At 62.3% G+C, this 16,763-nt stretch carries 13 protein-coding genes; 8 read left to right on the top strand and 5 right to left on the bottom strand.

The genetic code is table 11. The features are described 5' to 3' along the window. Nucleotides 1-10: 10 nt before the first annotated feature. From VJR29_02535 to VJR29_02500, 8 genes are all read left to right on the top strand, one after another. A complete protein-coding gene (locus VJR29_02535; protein ID HKY62270.1) occupies nt 11-946 on the top strand; it encodes an RsmD family RNA methyltransferase in 936 nt (311 codons plus the stop codon). A 247-nt stretch (nt 947-1,193) separates the two neighbouring features. After that, nucleotides 1,194-2,210: an L-erythro-3,5-diaminohexanoate dehydrogenase gene (locus VJR29_02530; protein ID HKY62269.1), complete on the top strand. Its 1,017-nt coding sequence runs from the start codon at nt 1,194-1,196 to the stop codon at nt 2,208-2,210. Between the two features lie 130 nt (nt 2,211-2,340). Further along, a complete protein-coding gene (locus VJR29_02525; protein ID HKY62268.1) occupies nt 2,341-3,618 on the top strand; it encodes a KamA family radical SAM protein in 1,278 nt (425 codons plus the stop codon). 17 nt (nt 3,619-3,635) lie between these two features. Continuing rightward, the gene (locus VJR29_02520; protein ID HKY62267.1) at nt 3,636-5,918 is read left to right on the top strand and encodes a lysine 5,6-aminomutase subunit alpha; all 2,283 of its coding nucleotides are present in this window, start codon (nt 3,636-3,638) and stop codon (nt 5,916-5,918) included. A gap of 12 nt (nt 5,919-5,930) precedes the next feature. After that, nucleotides 5,931-6,737, top strand: coding sequence for an OAM dimerization domain-containing protein (locus tag VJR29_02515; protein HKY62266.1), 807 nt, complete (start codon nt 5,931-5,933; stop codon nt 6,735-6,737). 91 nt (nt 6,738-6,828) lie between these two features. Then, the gene (locus tag VJR29_02510) at nt 6,829-7,182 is read left to right on the top strand and encodes a hotdog fold domain-containing protein (GenBank protein ID HKY62265.1); all 354 of its coding nucleotides are present in this window, start codon (nt 6,829-6,831) and stop codon (nt 7,180-7,182) included. 1 nt (nt 7,183) lies between these two features. Then, nucleotides 7,184-7,999, top strand: coding sequence for a 3-keto-5-aminohexanoate cleavage protein (locus tag VJR29_02505; GenBank protein HKY62264.1), 816 nt, complete (start codon nt 7,184-7,186; stop codon nt 7,997-7,999). A gap of 9 nt (nt 8,000-8,008) precedes the next feature. Then, nucleotides 8,009-8,935 (top strand): diacylglycerol kinase family protein, encoded by a 927-nt coding sequence (locus tag VJR29_02500; protein ID HKY62263.1) that lies wholly within the window; start codon nt 8,009-8,011, stop codon nt 8,933-8,935. Between the two features lie 68 nt (nt 8,936-9,003). Here the strand turns inward: VJR29_02500 and VJR29_02495 are convergent, their stop codons facing one another. The 5 genes from VJR29_02495 to VJR29_02475 all read right to left on the bottom strand — a co-directional run bounded on the left by VJR29_02495 (nt 9,004) and on the right by VJR29_02475 (nt 16,563). After that, nucleotides 9,004-11,097 carry a hypothetical protein gene (locus tag VJR29_02495; protein HKY62262.1) on the bottom strand — a complete coding sequence of 698 codons (2,094 nt, stop codon included), beginning with the start codon at nt 11,095-11,097 and terminating at the stop codon, nt 9,004-9,006. Between the two features lie 144 nt (nt 11,098-11,241). After that, nucleotides 11,242-13,398 carry a hypothetical protein gene (locus VJR29_02490; GenBank protein ID HKY62261.1) on the bottom strand — a complete coding sequence of 719 codons (2,157 nt, stop codon included), beginning with the start codon at nt 13,396-13,398 and terminating at the stop codon, nt 11,242-11,244. Between the two features lie 248 nt (nt 13,399-13,646). Beyond that, the gene (locus VJR29_02485) at nt 13,647-15,518 is read right to left on the bottom strand and encodes a beta-propeller domain-containing protein (protein ID HKY62260.1); all 1,872 of its coding nucleotides are present in this window, start codon (nt 15,516-15,518) and stop codon (nt 13,647-13,649) included. Beyond that, complete coding sequence (locus tag VJR29_02480) at nt 15,515-15,748, bottom strand: hypothetical protein (protein HKY62259.1); 234 nt, start codon at nt 15,746-15,748, stop codon at nt 15,515-15,517. The genes VJR29_02485 and VJR29_02480 overlap by 4 nt, the downstream gene beginning before the upstream one ends. After that, complete coding sequence (locus VJR29_02475; GenBank protein HKY62258.1) at nt 15,745-16,563, bottom strand: TIGR02147 family protein; 819 nt, start codon at nt 16,561-16,563, stop codon at nt 15,745-15,747. The genes VJR29_02480 and VJR29_02475 overlap by 4 nt, the downstream gene beginning before the upstream one ends. Nucleotides 16,564-16,763 lie beyond the last annotated feature (200 nt).

Raw genomic sequence — 16,763 nt, 5'->3', positions numbered from 1 at the left:
TGGAAAAACGATGCCTCAGATCCCTCCCTGTCCCTATTTCGGCCCTTGCGGGGGCTGCCAACTCCAGGATTTGACGGACCAAGAGCAGTTGGCTCACAAGCAGGCTTGGTTGGCCGAAATTCTCAAAGGCGTCGTCGCGGCCGAACAGATTCATCCCATCCTCCCTTCACCCAAGACCTGGAACTACCGGCGGCGCATCCAGCTTCATGTTGGTCCCCAGGGCCAAGTCGGGTTTTACGGGAGCAGGAGCCGCCAGGTGGTCGAGATCGACCGCTGCCTCATCGCCGACGAGGCCCTCAACGCCAAAATCCCCGAAGTCCAGGCCCGGGCCGCTGAAGTCCTAAAGCAGCCGCGCAAGCCGACCTCGCTCACCTACGAATTGACCCTGCTCGATGACGGAGAAGTCGAAATCAGCCAAGAAGGGGAGGAGCGCAGCTTCGTCCAGGTCAACCCCGAGGCCAACCGAATCCTGATCGAAATCTTGCGAAAGGACTTGGCGGAAATGAAGCCCCGCAGCGTTCTCGAGCTTTTCGCCGGCAGCGGGAATCTGACTTACGCCTTGGCTCGACCCGAACAAACTTGGGTGGCGGTGGAGTCGGATCGCCGGGCGGTGGAGCGGGGCATCGCCCTTCAAGGAGATTGGCCGCAGTTGAGTTGGAAGGCCGGCGCCGCCGCCAAGGTGGCGGCTCAACTTTTTCGCGCCAAGCAAAGTTTCGATTTGGTTCTGCTGGATCCGCCGCGGGGCGGGGCCGAGGATTGCCTGCCGGTATTCCGCTCCGCCAAGCCGCCTCGGATTTTATATGTGTCTTGCCATCCGCCGGCGCTCAAGAAGGACCTTAAGGTCTTGATTCAGGCCGGCTATGAGGTCGAATCGATCCAGCCCATCGACTTTTTCCCCCAAACCCTCAATCTTGAAGTCATCGCCCATCTTCTCACCCCCCTTTGAAAAAGGGGGGGCAGGGGGGATTTAAAGCCGTGGCAATGCAGCAAAACGGGCTTTTATCTTCAAGCCGCCGCTTTAAATCCCCCCTTGATCCTCCCTTTTTCAAAAGGGGGAGGTTTTGCTGCACTTTGTCAAAAATAGACTGATTTTAGGGGGTTACTGAGTATTTCCTCATGTGATAGGCTTGACGCAAGAACCGGCTTTGCCGGTTTGCGCAGCAAATTCGCAGAATTTGCGAAGTGAGATGGTCATGAAGTACCGCCAAGGCTTCAATCCCCTCGGGGAGGGCCGGGTCTTGGCTCCCCCCGGCGCTCTGCCGCAAGCGGCGCAAAAGCTTGATCCCGAGCTTCCGCTCTTCCAAGACGAAGCCTGGATCGGGGTGGAAAAGCTCAATCTCGATTCGGCTTCCTTTCGCCAGCTCCGGGCCGCCAATTCCGGCGACGCCAGGGCCATCGCCCAGAACATCCGACAAATCGTCGAGGAGCGAGGCAAAATGCAGAACCCGGTGACCGGCTCGGGCGGCATGCTCTTGGGCCGAGTCGAAGCCTTAGGTCCCCAGGCTCCGACCCGATTCAAGGTCGGCGACCGAATCGCCACCTTGATCAGCCTCACGCTCACTCCGCTGAAGCTCGAAGCCGTCGAAAAGGTCGATCCCGATTCGCCCCAAGTCGACGTGCGGGGACAGGCGGTGCTCTTCGCCAGCGCGCCGGCAGCTCTTCTGCCCAAGGATTTTTCGGAGCGCGCCGCCTTGGCGATCTTCGACGTCTGCGGCGCCCCGGCTTGGGCCCGGCGCTTGGTTCGATCCGGCGACAAGGTTCTGATCCTGGGAGGGGGACATTCGGGGGCCCTTTGCGCCGCCGCCGTTTCGGGAAGCGCCGCCGAGCTCTGGTTCAGCGACGTTTCCGAAGCAGCCTTGGAAAAGGCGGTCGGCCTCGGCTTCGCCAAAAGCGCCTTCGCCGCCGACGCCCAAGCGCCCTTGGGCTTTCGCCGCGCGCTGGAGTCCCATCGCGCCCCGGCTTTCGATTTCGTGATCAATTGCTGCAATGCCCCGGAGACCGAGACGGCATCGATCTTGGCGGCCCGCGCTGGCGGCAAGGTGCTCTTCTTCAATATGGCGACTCAGTTCAACCGGGCGGTGCTCTCGGCCGAAGGCCTGGGCCGCGACGTCGAGCTGATCATGGGCAACGGCTACGCCGAGGGCCACGCCGGCCTGGCCTTGGACTTGGTCCGCCGGCACGAAAGGCTGCGGAGGTTTTTTGAAGGATGAACGGTTCCCCCTCCTTTGTAAGGAGGGGGCAGGGGAGGTAGAGAGAGGGTATTTTGCAAAATTTTTGCATATCGCCGGCTCTCTACCCCTCCCCAACCCTCCCCTTACAAAGGGGAGGGAGAAAGAAAATATGCGTTTACCTTATATCGACAACAGCGATCCGCTCTATTACCAACGCTACCGGCCCTGGCGCGAGGTCAAGCGCGAGGACTGGGACAATTGGAAATGGCAGCTTCAGCACACCGTGACCAAGGTCGAGCAATTGGCCGAGTTCCTGCCGATGAGCGATCAGGAGCAGGAGCGGATCCGCCATACCTTCGCCAAGTATAAATTCGCGGTCGCTCCCTATTATTTGAGCCTGGCCGACCCCGACAATCGGGAGTGCCCGATCCTTCTCCAGAGCATTCCCTCCGAGGCCGAGCTTCACGTCGAGCCGGGGGAGATGAACGATCCGTTGAACGAGGACGCCGATATGCCGGTGCCCAATGTCGTTCATCGCTACCCCGACCGGGTCCTGGTCACTTTGACCGGGGTTTGCTCGATGTACTGCCGTTTTTGCACCCGCCGCCGCTTCGTCCTCGACAAGGAAGGTCACAAGCAGAAGAACGAAGTCGACGTGATCGTCGACTATATCGACTCCCATCGGGAGATTCGGGACGTGATCGTCTCGGGCGGCGACGCCCTGATGATGGGGACGGCCATGCTGAGGGAGGTCCTGGGCCGGATCCGGGCGATCCCCCACGTCGAGATCCTTCGGATCGCCAGCAAGATTCCCTGCGTCCTGCCGATGCGGATCACCCCGGAGCTGGTCGAAATGCTTAAGGCCTTCAAACCCTTATACTTTATGACCCATTTCAACCACCCCTACGAGCTGAGCCCCGAGGCAAAAATCGCTTGCGACCGAATTGTCGACGGTGGTATCCCCATGATGAACCAGAGCGTTTTGTTGAGGAAAATCAACAGCGACGCGGCGATCATGAAGAAGCTGATGCAGGAATTGCTCAGCTTGAGGGTAAAGCCTTATTACATTTATCAATGCGACTTGAGCGAGGGAATTAGTCATTTTCGCACCCCCGTTGAGAAGGGGATTGAAATCATCGAATCGCTGCGCGGCCATACCAGCGGCCTCGCCGTCCCCGAATTCGTCATCGACGTTCCGGGCGGCGGAGGAAAAATTCCGGTGGCCCCGCATTACTTGATCAGCCAGTCGGACAAGAAAGTCGTCGTTCGAAACTACGAAGGCTTCATTAGTACCTACCCTCAACCCGCTCTAACCGATTGCACCTGCTCGACGGCCCGGACGGTCGAAAAGGCCGGACGCATGGCTCCCGAGCATGGTTTAGCGCGCTTGTTGCACGATGACGCGGTGTCGATCGAACCGCGCGAGACGCAAGCGCCCACACACTAGATTAGGTTTCTGAAGCGATGTCCAAATTAAGCCTCGATCGCGACCAGATCGACCAGTGTCGATCCCAGGCCGCGCAAATCGCCCGCCCCATTCTCCAGAACGTCAACCGCCACACGACGCTTTCGATCGAGCGCAGCACGCTCCGCTTGCTCGGCGTCGAAGGCTGCTTGGAAGAGAGTCCCAAGGAGGCGTCGCCCCAAGGCCGCTATCCCTTGGTCAACGAGGTCGTCGACAAGATCGGCCGCGAGCGCTTGAGCAAGGGAGCGGCTTACTGGTTCGGCTTGGCCGCGGCCCACCACTCTCGGCTGACTCCGACCACCTTGGCCCGCAAAATCGCCGGCGGCGAGATCGACTTGGCCAAGCTCGAGCCTTTGCCCTTGGAGAAAATCGACGAGGCCTGCCAAGGCTTTTTCGCCAAGACCGTGGTCAAGCTGCGGGCCTCGGTCGAGAAGCGCAAGAAGCGGCCGGCTTGGCGCCTTTCCAGCGCTCCCTTGCGCTACGTCATCGTGGCGACCGGCGACATCCGCGAGGACGTCCGCCAGGCCCAGGCCGCGGCCGAAATGGGGGCCGACATCATCGCCGTGATCCGCTCGACCGCCCAGAGCCTTCTCGATTACGTTCCCGAGGGTGAAACCACCGAGGGCTTCGGCGGGACCTTCGCCACCCAAGAAAATTTCAAGATCATGCGGGCGGCGCTGGACCATTCCGAGAAGCAGCTCAAGCGGCGGATCGCGCTGACCAATTATTCCTCGGGCCTCTGCATGCCCGAGATCGCGGTGATGGGCGCCCTCGAAGGCATCGACTACCTGCTCAACGACGCGATGTACGGCATTCTCTTCCGCGACATCAACATGAAGCGGAACTTCGTCGACCAGCATTTTTCGCGCCGGATCTGCGCGCTTTCCGGCATCACCATCCAGACCGGCGAGGACAACTACCTCACCACCGCCGAATCCCATAAGTATTACTACCAGGTGATCGCCAGCCACTTCATCAACGAAGCCTTCGCCAAGGCCGCCGGCCTGCCCGATCTCCAGATCGCCCTGGGCCACGCCCACGAGATCGATCCCTGGATCGAGGACTCGATCCTCTTCGAGTGGGCCCAGGCCCAGCTGGTCCGCGAGGTTTTCCCGCGCAACCCGATCAAGTTCATGCCGCCGACCAAGCACAAGAGCGGCGACATCTTCTTCAGCTATCTTTACGACGGGATGTTCAACTTGGCCGGCATCCTGACCGGCCAATCGATCCAGCTCCTCGGCATGCACACCGAGGCGATCCACAACCCCTGGATCCAGGACCGCTTCCTCAGCCTCAAAAATGCTTCCTACATTTTCAAGGGCGCCAAGAGCATCCAGGATGAGGTGCTCTTCCAGCCCAACGGCAAGGTCGCCCGGCGGGCCCGCCAGGTCTTGGACGATGCCCTGGCTCACTTGAAGAAAGTCCGGGGCCGAAGCCTGATGACCGCCATCGAGGAAGGCGCCTTTGCCGCGGTGAAGCGCGGCGTCGACGAGGGCAAGGGATTGGACGGCGTCTTCGAAAAGGATCGCGATTACTATACCCCGCTCAAGGATTACCTGACGCCGAAGCAGGAGACCCGCGAGGAGCCGCGGCAGCGGCGCTACGAGGACCGCGACGAAGTCCGCCGGGTTCGCGGCGGAAGGTCGGCCGGCGGTCGTGACGACAGCCGTGCCCGGGCCGAAGCCCCGGCCGAGAGCGGCGGCGGCGAAGGGCGGAGCCGCGAGGAAGGCCGGGGACGAGGCCGCGATGGCCGGAGTCGCGATGGGCGCGGCCGCGATGGCGGAAGGGATCGGGGCGGCCGTGAGCGGGGCCGCGAGCGTGGCCGTGAGCGCGGACGCGGGCGTCAAGCGCCGGCGCCGGTCCCGGCCGGCGAGGCCGCCGAAAATTCAGCGCCGGTTGCCGCCGAGGCGGCGGTTCCCGAGGTCCAGCTTGAGATCGAAAGCAGCCAAACGGTGATCGCGCTTCCGGCCGTCACCGAGACCCGCCGGCTCGAGACGCCCGAGGATGTTCACGACGATCAGATGGCCTTCGCTCGCCGCGCCGCCGAGGCCGATGGCGAAGGCGGGTCCGAGAAAGGCCCGGCCGGCGAGAGCAATTCCGAAAATCGGCAGCGGCGCGGCCGGCGCCGCGGACGGCGCGGTGGAAGAGGGCGCCGGCACGGCGGACGAAGAGGCCCGCGGACCGAGGGCCAGGAAGGCACCGCCTCATCGGGCGGCGAAGGCGGCTCGGGTGGCGAAGGGCCGTCTTCCGGCGGCAATGGCGGAGGCGATACCGAGGGGTAAGCGATGGCACCGATGGAAACACTCAAACGCTGGTTTCAAAAAAAGGACGATGCTTCGGTGCCCAAGCCGGGAACGGCGGCCAGCCCGCGCCGCTTGTTGCCCTACGGCGATTTGACCAATGACGGTGCGATTCAGCTCAGCTTCACCTTGCCGGTGGAATGCTCGCCCGAGGCCAAGGAAGCCGCCCGGCTTTTCGTCGAGAAGCAGGGTTTTGGCGAGGTCCACGTCGCTTCGGCCGAGTCGATCGGGGCCGGCTACACTTTTTGCGTCGTCTTCGCCCGGGCCAAGCATTCGATCGACTTCACCAAGATCAAGGTCGCCAAGGCCGAGTTCGAAAAGATGGATTACGACGGCGTGATGGCTTTCGCCGAAAATCATCTCAAGCGCCGCTTGGTCGTCGTCGGCGCCACCACCGGCCACGATGCCCACACCGTCGGCCTCGACGCCATCCTCAACATGAAGGGTTATGACGGCGATCCCGGCTTGGAGCGCTATCCCTGCTTCGAGGTCCATAATCTTCGCTCCCAGGTCGACAATGCCCAGCTGGTCGAGAAGGCCGCCGAGCTCAAGGCCGACGTCCTCTTGGTCAGCAAGCTCGTCACCCAGCGGGGCCAGCATCTCACCGATTTGAAGGACCTGCTTCCCCTCCTCAAGCAGAACAAGAAGCTCAATGCCGGCATGCTCAAGATCGTCGGCGGCCCCCGGCTGACCCACGCCCAAGCGGTCAAGTTGGGTTTCGACGCCGGGTTCGGTCCCGGGACCATGCCCAGCGAGGTCGCGAGCTTCATCGTCCAACAGCACGCCAAGCGCTCCAAGTAAAAGCCCTCGCGATTTGCCCTTCCTTCCTCGGGCCTGCTACAATGCCTCGGTGTCCAAAGACGAAGTCCATCGCTTGACGCAGCGCGTGCGAATGAGCCAAGCCGACGCCCATTACGCCCATGACTTGGTGGACGGAGCCCGGATCCTGGCCTTGTTCGGCGACGTCGCCACCGAGCTGCTGATCCACAGCGACGGCGAGGAGGGACTGCTCCGAGCCTACGAGGTGGTGGAGTTCCTGGCGCCGGTCTATGCCGGTGACTTCATCGAGGCCGAAGCCGAGATCATCCGTTTCGGCGACACTTCTCGTCAGATGCGCTTCACCGCTCACAAGGTCATTGCCGCCGATCCCAAATCGGAAATTCCGGGCAAGGCCCATGTTCTGGAAACACCGGTGCTCGTTTGCCGGGCCGTCGGCACCTGCGTCGTCTCGAAGAAGAGGATCTAGGATGGAGGCGGTCATTCTCACCTGCGCCCTGGTCGGGGCCGAGCTCAGCCGCGAGCAAGCGCCCTATCTTCCGATCCGTCCCGAGGAGATCGCCGTCCAAGCCGCCGAAGCCGTCCAAGCCGGTGCCGCCATCGTCCACGTCCACGTCCGCGACGAGCAGGGCCGTCCGACTTGCCGGGCCGACGTTTTCCGGGAGACTCTCGGCCGGATCCGGCAGCGCTGCGACGTCATCGTCCAAGTCTCGACCGGCGGAGCCATCGGCGACTCCGAGGAAGACCGGCTGCAGCCGCTCGAAGCCGGCCCCGAGATGGCTTCGCTCACCACCGGCTCGGTCAACTTCGGCGAGGGGATCTTCGCCAATCCCCGGCCCTTGGTGGCCCGGCTGGCCCGGGCGATGCGCGAGCGGCGGATCAAGCCCGAGATCGAGGTGTTCGACGCGGCCATGCTGGAGGAGGGGATTCGCTTGGCCAAGGAGGGCTTGGTCGAGGAGCCCTTGCACTTCGACTTCGTTCTCGGCGTGCCCGGCGCCTTGGCCGCCACCGAGCGCAATTTGGATTTCCTGATCGGCGGCCTGCCGGCCGGCGCCACCTGGTCGCTGGCCGCGATCGGCCGCCATCAGTTCCCGATGGCCCGGCTGGCGCTCGAGAAAGGTGGACATGTCCGCGTCGGTATGGAAGACAATCTCTATCTTGAAAAAGGCCTGATGGCGAAGTCCAACGCCGAGCTGGTCGCCAAGGCCGCCGGCCTGGCCGGCGAGGTCGGCCGGCCCATCGCCACGGTTCGGCAGGCGCGAGAGATGTTGAAACTCAAGAGCTGAAAGTAGCCCATGTCCGGCATCGGAATCGTCCTCAATCCCCACAGCAAGAAGCACAAGAAGGACCCCGACAAGCTGACCCGGATGTCCTTCATCGTCGGCGACCGCGGCAGCTGCCAGGCCACCGAGGATATCCAGGATTTGCGGCGGGTCGCCGAGGCCTTCAAGACCCGGGACATCGACATCCTGGCCATCGGCGGCGGCGACGGCACCAACCACGTCACTCTGACCCATTTCATCGACGTCTACGGCGAAAAGCCGCTGCCCAAGCTGACCTTCCTCCGCGGCGGCACCATGAACACCCTGGCCAACGCCTGCGGCATCAAGGGCTCGCCCGAGAAGATCCTCAGCAACCTCATCTACAAATACCATGAGGACGAGCCTTTCGAGACGACCGAGATGGACTTGATGAAGGTCAACGACAAGTACGGCTTCATCTTCGGCACCGGCGTGATCTACCGCTTCATGCAAGCCTACTACGGGGGCGCGCCGCCCTCGCCGCCCAAGGCCGCCTGGACCCTGAGCCGCTCGATCGGCTCGGCGGCGATCAACGGCGGCTTCGCCCGGAAGCTCTTCGAGCGCTACGACGCCGAGGTGACGGTCGACGGCAAGCGCTGGCCCTTCGCGAATTGGTCGGCGCTCTACGCCGGCTCGATTCCGATCCTGGGCCTCAAGTTCAAGGTTTTCCATTATTCGCAGGAGGCCGGGAAATTCCATGCCATCGGCTTCTCGCTCCCGCCGCGCAACGTCCTGCGCCATGTCGGCGACATGTTCGTCGGCCGGCCCTCCAAGTCGGAGAATTTGATCGAAGAGCCCGCCACCGAGATGAAGATCGAGCTGGCCGAGCCGATGGCCTACACCATCGACGGCGACATGCTGCCGGCCCAGAAGACCTTCACGGTCCGGACCGGGCCGCGCTTGCGGATTTTGGTGCGGTAGGGGCACCCCTTACGGGTGCCCGGTCGGCCCAAGCGAGTCCCTGCTCCGGGCGGGGGCAAGCCCCGCCCCTACGAGCCGGTCTTGCGGAACACCAGCCAAGAATAGAGATTTTCGCCGGGAACCGCGGTCACATGCATGCCGGCCCGCAGCGGCATCCGGTCACGGATGATCTGTTGCTCCAAAAGCTCGAGACCGGGAGTTTGCCGGACCACCTCGGCCAAGTCCTCGATCGCGTCGTGGCGGTTGGTAATGACGAAGGCGCTGCCTTCGGGATTGAGCCGGAGGGCGAGGTTGGAATTGATCAATTCCCGCAGCTGCTCGGAACGCTTGGGATCGAAGCGGGCGGTCAATTGCTCGAAGACCTTTGGGAAATAGGCTTCGACGTAATCGGCGAATTCGGCGTTTTGGACGCTGGAATGGAATTCGGCGCCTTCGGGCAAAGAGAGCCGCCATTGGCCGGAATCTTTGGCCCGTTGAACCTTCATGTTCACTAAATTTTGGGTGATTCGCATTTTAGAGCTGTCGAAGTCGACGTGGGTGACTCGATGGCCCTCGCTGATCAGCTCGAAGGTGCGGGGGGCACGTTCGTCGCCCATGATGATCACGTGCTGGTTGGGCCGAGTGATGACGTAGCCTTCCTCGCCCCGATGATAGGGGAAATTTTCACCGTGCTGGGCCACCGGCGGATCGCCGGCGGTCCGCTCGACGCCGTACTGCAGCCAATACCGGGCGGTCCGGAGTTGGCTCAAAGGTTCGGGTATCGTGACGCCAGCGTCCTTGAGGTAATTGATGAAGGTATTGGCACTCCGGTAGAAATACTCGATGAATTGGCCGGTCGAATGCTCCATCGCGTCGAGTGCCGGATTGGACTCGACGGCCCGGGCCACGGTGAGCAGGCTGTGGATGGTGTTCGACTCGGTGGTGATGTCGTGCAAGTACTTCAGGATGTTGGGATGGTCGGAGGCCGGGTGGGCCACTGGAATCGAGTCCACCGCCTTGCCGTAAAGCTCGATCAAGTCCCGGGCCTCCACGACCCAAGGCATGCCGCTTTGTCGTCCGTCGTAAAGCGGAGCCAGGGATTTTTCGATCTGAGTGAAATCCTCGACGGGGTTTCTGGGCGCCGGAGGCTGGGAAGTCCGCCGGGTCCGCACTTCGCCGCTGGCCGGCGGCGGCGGCGGGGTGCTGGGCACGCCATCCATGCCGCTCATGAAGACCGTCTCGGCTCCCGCCGGGACCAGAGCTCGGCTCGGCAAATAAAGAGGCCTTATGGCGACGAGTGGCGGCGGGAGATTTTCCAATCGCTCCTGCTGGAAGCGCAGCCGGCGGGTGAATTCGCCACCGCCGAGACCGTGGAGCAGCCGGCCGGCGACATTGAAGTGGATCAGGCCGGCAAGCGAGCTCGCGAGCAAAGTAGCGCCGTCGGTTCTTTCGCGAAGCCCGGTTCGTTGCTCGAGCCAGGTGGCGGCGGTGATGCCGGTGAACATCGAAGCTTGTTGGAAGCCGCGCGACAGCAGGCCGCCGGCCGGATTGAGGCGGCGGGCAAGCGACTCGCCGGCGCTGCCGCTCAAGCGCAAAGCGCCGAGCGTCAAGTAAGAGGCCGCCAGCTCGTGACCCAAAGCCTCGCGGGTCCATACTTGCTCGCGTCCCATCAAGGCGCCGACCGAACGGGTGGCCAAGGGGAAAGCCGCGCCCTCGGCGAGAACGGCCAGGCCCCAGGAAAGCCCGCGGGCACCGAGCCCTCGGTTCACAAAATTAGCGCCGGTGCCGGCAAGCAAGCGCCCGTAGGAGGCGACCCGCACTCCCTGGAAGACTCCGCCGGCGAAGGCCATGCCGGCGAGCAGGGCCGGGTCGCTGACGTCACGGAAAAAATTTTGGGCGAAGATTTCGGCTCGGGCACCGAAGCTGCCGCGGCCATGCAGGGCTTGAAGCCGCTCGGCAGCGAGGCGCGACTCCCGGGCTCCGTAGCGGTCGGGCGAGCCGGCCAGCTGCTGGTAGATGGCCATGGCGATATGAGCGCGGCCATGCTGCTCTTGGCGGCCGGCGAAGTTGCGCAGGCCGGCGCCGAGCAGCTCGGGATCGCCTTCCAATCCCAAGGCGTTCAATTCATTGCGGATACTGGATCCGGAAATATTGCTGGAAAGCTCGCGCAGAAAAGCGCGCACTTCGGAAGGTCCTCCGGTTTGATCGGAAGAGTGCCGCTGCGTCCGTGAAAGCCTGAAATCGAATGTCACTTCCTGTCCTCACTTCTTAACCACGGACCCCCGATTCCGTTAGTCAATAGCCTTAAAAATTAAAAGAGAAATCCATCATGGATACGGCAATTTCCTGAAAAAAACATAGTTGGTCTTCGAGTCTTGGGGCGCGGAGGGCAAGCGCAAGGGCAAGTCCGCTCCCCTCGATCCGAGGATGACGTCGGCGATGTGATGGTCCAGCGCGGTCTGTACAACCAACTCGGTCGCCTGGGCATCCCGACTCATCCAAAACCCGATTCCGCCGGGTTGAATTCTGTCAAAAAAATCCCTCCGTAGCCGACTCTGGCCGGCCTCGGTCAGCAAGGCGCCGGCATCGAGAAAGTCGAAGGCCTCGACGTATTCGAAGGGCGCGCTATCGGGATTGCGCAGCCGGATCGGCTTGGATTGGCCTACCGACATCGATTCGGAGATCAATTCACGGTGCACCGGACGGGGCACGCCGTGGTCGAGCGAGACGTCGTGGTTCAGCGCCAAGGCTCCACGCTCTTTGGGAATTTCGCCGAGCAACAGGACCCGACGGAGCGGCGTCGGGGCGATGTCGACATCTTGGGTCTCGCTGTCGAGGTATTCGTAAAAGGGCAGCGCGTCCTCTTTCCAACTCCGCTTGGCGGCCCGGATGATCCGCTTGCCTTCACGGGTCTGGTTCAGCGCCGGCGGCGGCAAAGTTTCGCCGCTGTCGCGATTGACGATATAGAATGGAGCGAGTTGACGGTTGAAGAATTGGTTCGCCTCGATGGCGCTGTGGTTCACGGCCCTCAAGGTCTCCAGTTTTCCGTCATTGATGTAGTTCACCATCCGGTTGGGAACCCGGTAAATATGGCCGAGCAAGTCCCGGGCGTTCCGGTCCAGCGGGCCCGGGTCCCAGGAATTCCGGATCAATTCGAGGTTGGTTCGGACTTGCTCAAGATTGGCGATCAATTTTTCCAGGGTCGGAAGATGGTCCATCGGCAGGCGTGTTAAGTCGGCCCTGCAATTGTCCAGGACCAGGTTGGTGGAATTCAAGGCGACCTCGGGCCAAGCCGGCCAGCCTGAATTAATTTCGTTATAGAGGCGGTAGATATTGAACTCGGCTTCGCCCATGGCCGCCCGGACCCGAGCATAAAGATCGGGATTGCGGGTGATCGGCTTCGATTCCGGCCGGGAGGAGCCGCTGCCGGTGGTGAGGAGAACCGTCGGCCTTAAGGGGCCGTTCGGCTCCGACCTGCTTTCGGACAGCGATTGCAACCAGCCTTGACCGTCGGCCGCCGGCGCCAGGGTCGGCCCCAAAAGCGATCCGGCCTCGGTCGGCAGTCGCGATGGCGGCGCCATTTCGAGCGCTCTAGTTCGCAATTCCAATTTCTTGGTGAGCCGGTCGCCGCCCAAGCCATGCAGCAGACGGCCCGCAGCATTGAAGAGGAGGAGGGTGGCGAGCGAATCGGCCAGCAAGGCCTCGCCGTTGCGGCCGGGACCGTGGCCGAGCCGTTCCTCGGCCCAATGGGCGGCGGTGATGCCGGCGAATTGGGCGCCTTGCTGAAAGAGGTTCCGTTGGAAACCGTTCGCGGCCACATTCGCCGGGCCGAGCTGGCGCCAAAGGGCGGCGCCGGCGCTGGCGCTCAGCCGCAAGCCACCCAGCATGAGGTATCCCGAAGCCAGCTCTTGGCCGAGGGAAACCGCGCCGGCTTGCCGGCCGACCAGCGTGTTGATTCCATGTTGGGCCGCGGTGAAAGCCGGAGCCTCGGCGGCGAAAGCCAGACCGAAGGAAATTCCCCGAGCGCCCCATCCCCGGGTGAGGGCGCCGGCATCGGCGGCCAGCAGGCGGCTGAGCGAGGCCAGACGCAAACCTTGAAACGCTCCGCCGGCCACGACCATGCTGGCCAAGGTGACGGGATCGAGGGCTTGCTGGACGAAGCGATTCAAGAAGAGCTCGCTCCGTTCGCCGAAAGTTCCCCGGCCTGCCAAAGCCTCGGCGCGGCGATGGGCGATTTTAGCCAAAGCCTCGCCGTAAAATTCGGGAGTGTCGGCAATCCGTCGATAAATTTCGAAAGTGGCGAGGGGAGCGCGCTCGGTCTGCCGGGCCGCGAAGGAAAGCAGGCCTTGACCCAATAACTCGGGATCGCGCTCGAGAACGAGCGCCAGAAGATTCCGCTTCTCGCTGGGAGAATCGAAGAATTCCGCCAGCTTCTTCAGCCAAGTCACCTCGGCCGCAGCGGGCGCAGCGCTTTCAGCCGCCAAAAGCGGCGATCGATTGTTTGAACCGGCGAGGTTCCTTACCCGGGAACTCACAGCTGCTCCAAAAAAAGACTAAAAATTTCAAACGCCTACAATCCTGTGGCGGGAAGAGGGCTTGTGCGTTGTGGAGTACAAGAATTATTCGGACAAAGGAAGGGGAAGTTGCGCTAAGTCTTTGAAATTTAGAAAAAAAGGTGGCGGCTCGCTCCCAAGGAGCTGACCGCCACCGAGGTGCACTCACATTTTCTAATTCAGTTTTCCAGCGGCAAGGAAAAAACCGGGCTCAAGGGGCTGCGGGAAAAGATTTCGGCCTTTTGGAAGCTGAGAGTCGCCAGGCTGTCGGCGAAAAAGTAAGCCCGCCGGAAAGCGTCGTAGGAGGTATCGCTGAAGGGCTTCAGCAATTCCCCTTCCGGTTGCAGGTTTCGGGTGGCCAGGTCGACCGAGAAGAGGGCGAGCTTGGAGCCGGCCGCGTCATCCGTCGGCACCGAGAAGTTTCGCAGCTCCTGATCCTTGCCCAGGGCGCGCGGATCGTAAAAGACCTCGCTGAAGGAGGTCCCGCCGCCGGGGTTCAGCGCCAACTGCTTGGCCAATTGCGGCTGGCTGGGCTCGCTGACGTCGAAGAGGTTGGCGACCACTCCGCCGGCGCCGCCCCGGCCGATCCCGAGCAGGAAGCCCTGGCCGAGATCTTCCAAGTGGAAGGAGACGCCTTCGATCTCGAGCTCGCCCAGCTTGGCCGGCTTGGCCGGGTCTTGCAGGTCGAAGCAAGTGAGCGGATCGATTTGGATAAAGGTCACGACGCAGGCGAAGCGGCCGAGGAAGCGAGCGGCATAGGGCACTTCGTCCTCCTCGAAGGGGCCGCTGCGGCCGAGCAGGCTTCCGCCGCGATAAGTGCTGAGGTAGTTGCCGGTCGCTAGATTCGGATCGGTGGCTTGGGCCTTGAGGGCGGCGGCGGGCTCGGCGGCGACGGGGCACTCGGGGCAAGAGCCGAAGGACGGGGCGACGTGGTGGAAAACCCGCAGGACGCCCTCCCGTTCGTCGATGAAGAATTGATTGAGAATGTTGCCCGGCACTTGGGCGGCATCGAGGAAAGCCAGCGGCGTTTCGCCGCCGAGATCGAAGCGGTAGACCTCGGTGTCGCTGCGCTCGGCTCCGTCGACGTTTTGCGCGAGCATCAAATGATCGCCGTTGGCAGCGATCAAGGTCCGCCAAGCCGGGCTCAAGACGGCTTGGGAAACGACCGGCAGCAAGGCCTGGTTGAGGTCGAGCAGGGAAATCGTCGTCGCGGTGAGCGAGTAGGGCGCATAGTCCGGGTTGAGGCTTTCGTTTTGATAGAGCAGGGTATTTTGGCAAGCGCTCAGCGGCAGCTGATTGGTCCCGCCGTCGCGCAGCGAGGTCTTTTGGGGAAAGAGATCGGCATCTTCGACGCCCTCGCCGAGATAGAGCCAACGCTCGCTGACCCAGGCGACCTTGCCGCCTTCGACCAGGGCTCGGGCTTCGAGGAAGCGGCCCGGCGCCGTTTCCTGGAGCAGCTTGGTGGGAGAGGCTGGATTGCTGACGTCGTAGACCGCCAGGATGCTTTCCTCGTTGAGCGGCGCGATCGTGCTCTCGGCCGCCGCCGGCATCGGGCCGATCCCGAAATAACCCTGGCCGCCGAAAATCACGGCATAGCGCCTGGCTCCGACCTTAAGGCTGACCAACTCCTGCGGCGGAAAGCCGAGCTCGACCTCGCTCAGGACCTGGGCCTCGGCGGCCGGCGAGGCCTTGAGGATTTTTAGATTATTGGCCGAAAAGACGAAGAAGAGACCGCGATCGACGTCGGTGAAAGCGAGATCGCTTTGGATGACGGTGCCGCCGCTCGGAGAGGCCACTCCGTCTTCGCCGCTGTCGGGACTCGGTTCGGTGCCGGGCGTCGGCCCTTCGAGCACCGGTGGGGCGACCGGAACGGTTCGGTCGGCAAACTCTTGGGCCCGATCGACGTAGTCTTGGACGTAGGATTTCACTTCGTCGCAATTGGCGGCCTTTTGAAAGCGTCCCAAAACTTTGCTGGGCGGGGCCGAGCTCGAGCCGCCCGAGCAGGCGGCGAGTGAAAGGCAGCACAAGGACAGGACGATGCGGATTTTCATATTTCGGCCTCCATTTCGTCTAGATTCAGGTTGGCATCGGGCGAAGGTGTCGGAGAAGTCTCGCCCTGATCCGGGTGGAGCGTCGGGCCGCCGCCATCGCTATCGCTTGGAGCTTGAGGAGCCGGCGGATTCCCGACCTCGGTTCCGCCGTGGCCGCAGGCTTGGAGCATGACAAGGGCGGTTGATAATAGAAGAACAAGTCTCAAGATCCTGGCGAGGCGGCGCTTCATGGGGCCTCCGTCAGATTGAAGAGCTGGATATTCATTTGGTAGATGGCCTCGGCCTTTCCCTGTCCTTCCGACAGGCTGAGGATCTCCTTGCGGAAAGCTTGAATCTTACGCTTCACCTTTTGAAGGGCGTCGGCGTCGATAGCCAAGGTCACCGAGGAAATGTCGCGCAGCTCGGGCGGCGTTTCGCGCAGGGCCCGCTTGGCCTGCTCGAGCATGCCTTGGTGAAAGCGGTAGGCGGCGAGCGAGCTGACCTCGTCGCCGGAGCTGAGCGGGGCTTGGTTCGGAGCCAAACGGCCTTCGGCGTCGCGGCCGAGCAGTCCCAACCGGTTCAGCAGTTTCAGGGCCCGCTTGACTTGGGCCGGCCGAACTCGGCCGCCAAGCCGCTCGGCGATCCACTCGGGATCTTCCCGAAAGCCTTCGAGCGCCACCATTTCTCGGATCGCGACGGTGTGCCAATCCTTGAGGTACTCGAATTGGGAATGCTCCAGGCGTTTCAACGAAAGGTCGGGGCGGCGAAGCTTGAGCTCTTGGTAGAGAGCTTCTTTCTCTTCCAATTCCTTGGCCTGGTTGAAGCGGACCAGGGCGGCGAAGAATTCGCGCTCGCGCTCGTTCAGCTCGAAGGCGGCGGCGATCTGGGGGATGCTGCGTTCGCTCAAATTCCGCTCGCCCTCCATCACCAGCTTGAGAAAGTTCGGTGAAGCGAAGCCCGCTTTCTTCGACAGCGAGCGGTGGGTGGCCCGGGTCGACCGCTTGAGGCGGCGAAAGCGATCGCGCAGGAACTGTCGGTAGTCGAGATAGGAATAAATCCGCTCCACATGGAATGGCTTAGCACCCTTGGGCGCGGAGGCCAAGGTAGTTTTTTAAAATTATGATATTATAAGAATACAATTTTTGTAGTAAAATAAAGTTATTACAATAAGTTAACTATTCTAAATTTAAAATTTAGTCATTTTTTAGAATACATATTCGGCGGTGCTGGAAAATGCTTCACCCCCCTTTGAAAAAGGGGGGCAAG

The sequence above is a fragment of the bacterium genome (genome assembly GCA_035281585.1).
Lineage (GTDB): Bacteria > UBA10199 > UBA10199 > DSSB01 > DSSB01 > DATEDP01.
Note: the sequence above shows the minus strand (reverse complement) of the source record. Positions and strands in the feature narration are given on the sequence as shown.

Coding starts and splice junctions, on each gene's coding strand:
- VJR29_02510 (HKY62265.1), top strand. CDS start 6,829: ATGAGCCAAGCCGACGCCCATTACGCCCATGACTTGGTGGACGGAGCC.
- VJR29_02480 (HKY62259.1), bottom strand. CDS start 15,748: ATGAAGCGCCGCCTCGCCAGGATCTTGAGACTTGTTCTTCTATTATCA.
- VJR29_02525 (HKY62268.1), top strand. CDS start 2,341: ATGCGTTTACCTTATATCGACAACAGCGATCCGCTCTATTACCAACGC.
- VJR29_02520 (HKY62267.1), top strand. CDS start 3,636: ATGTCCAAATTAAGCCTCGATCGCGACCAGATCGACCAGTGTCGATCC.
- VJR29_02530 (HKY62269.1), top strand. CDS start 1,194: ATGAAGTACCGCCAAGGCTTCAATCCCCTCGGGGAGGGCCGGGTCTTG.
- VJR29_02535 (HKY62270.1), top strand. CDS start 11: ATGCCTCAGATCCCTCCCTGTCCCTATTTCGGCCCTTGCGGGGGCTGC.
- VJR29_02515 (HKY62266.1), top strand. CDS start 5,931: ATGGAAACACTCAAACGCTGGTTTCAAAAAAAGGACGATGCTTCGGTG.
- VJR29_02505 (HKY62264.1), top strand. CDS start 7,184: ATGGAGGCGGTCATTCTCACCTGCGCCCTGGTCGGGGCCGAGCTCAGC.
- VJR29_02500 (HKY62263.1), top strand. CDS start 8,009: ATGTCCGGCATCGGAATCGTCCTCAATCCCCACAGCAAGAAGCACAAG.
- VJR29_02485 (HKY62260.1), bottom strand. CDS start 15,518: ATGAAAATCCGCATCGTCCTGTCCTTGTGCTGCCTTTCACTCGCCGCC.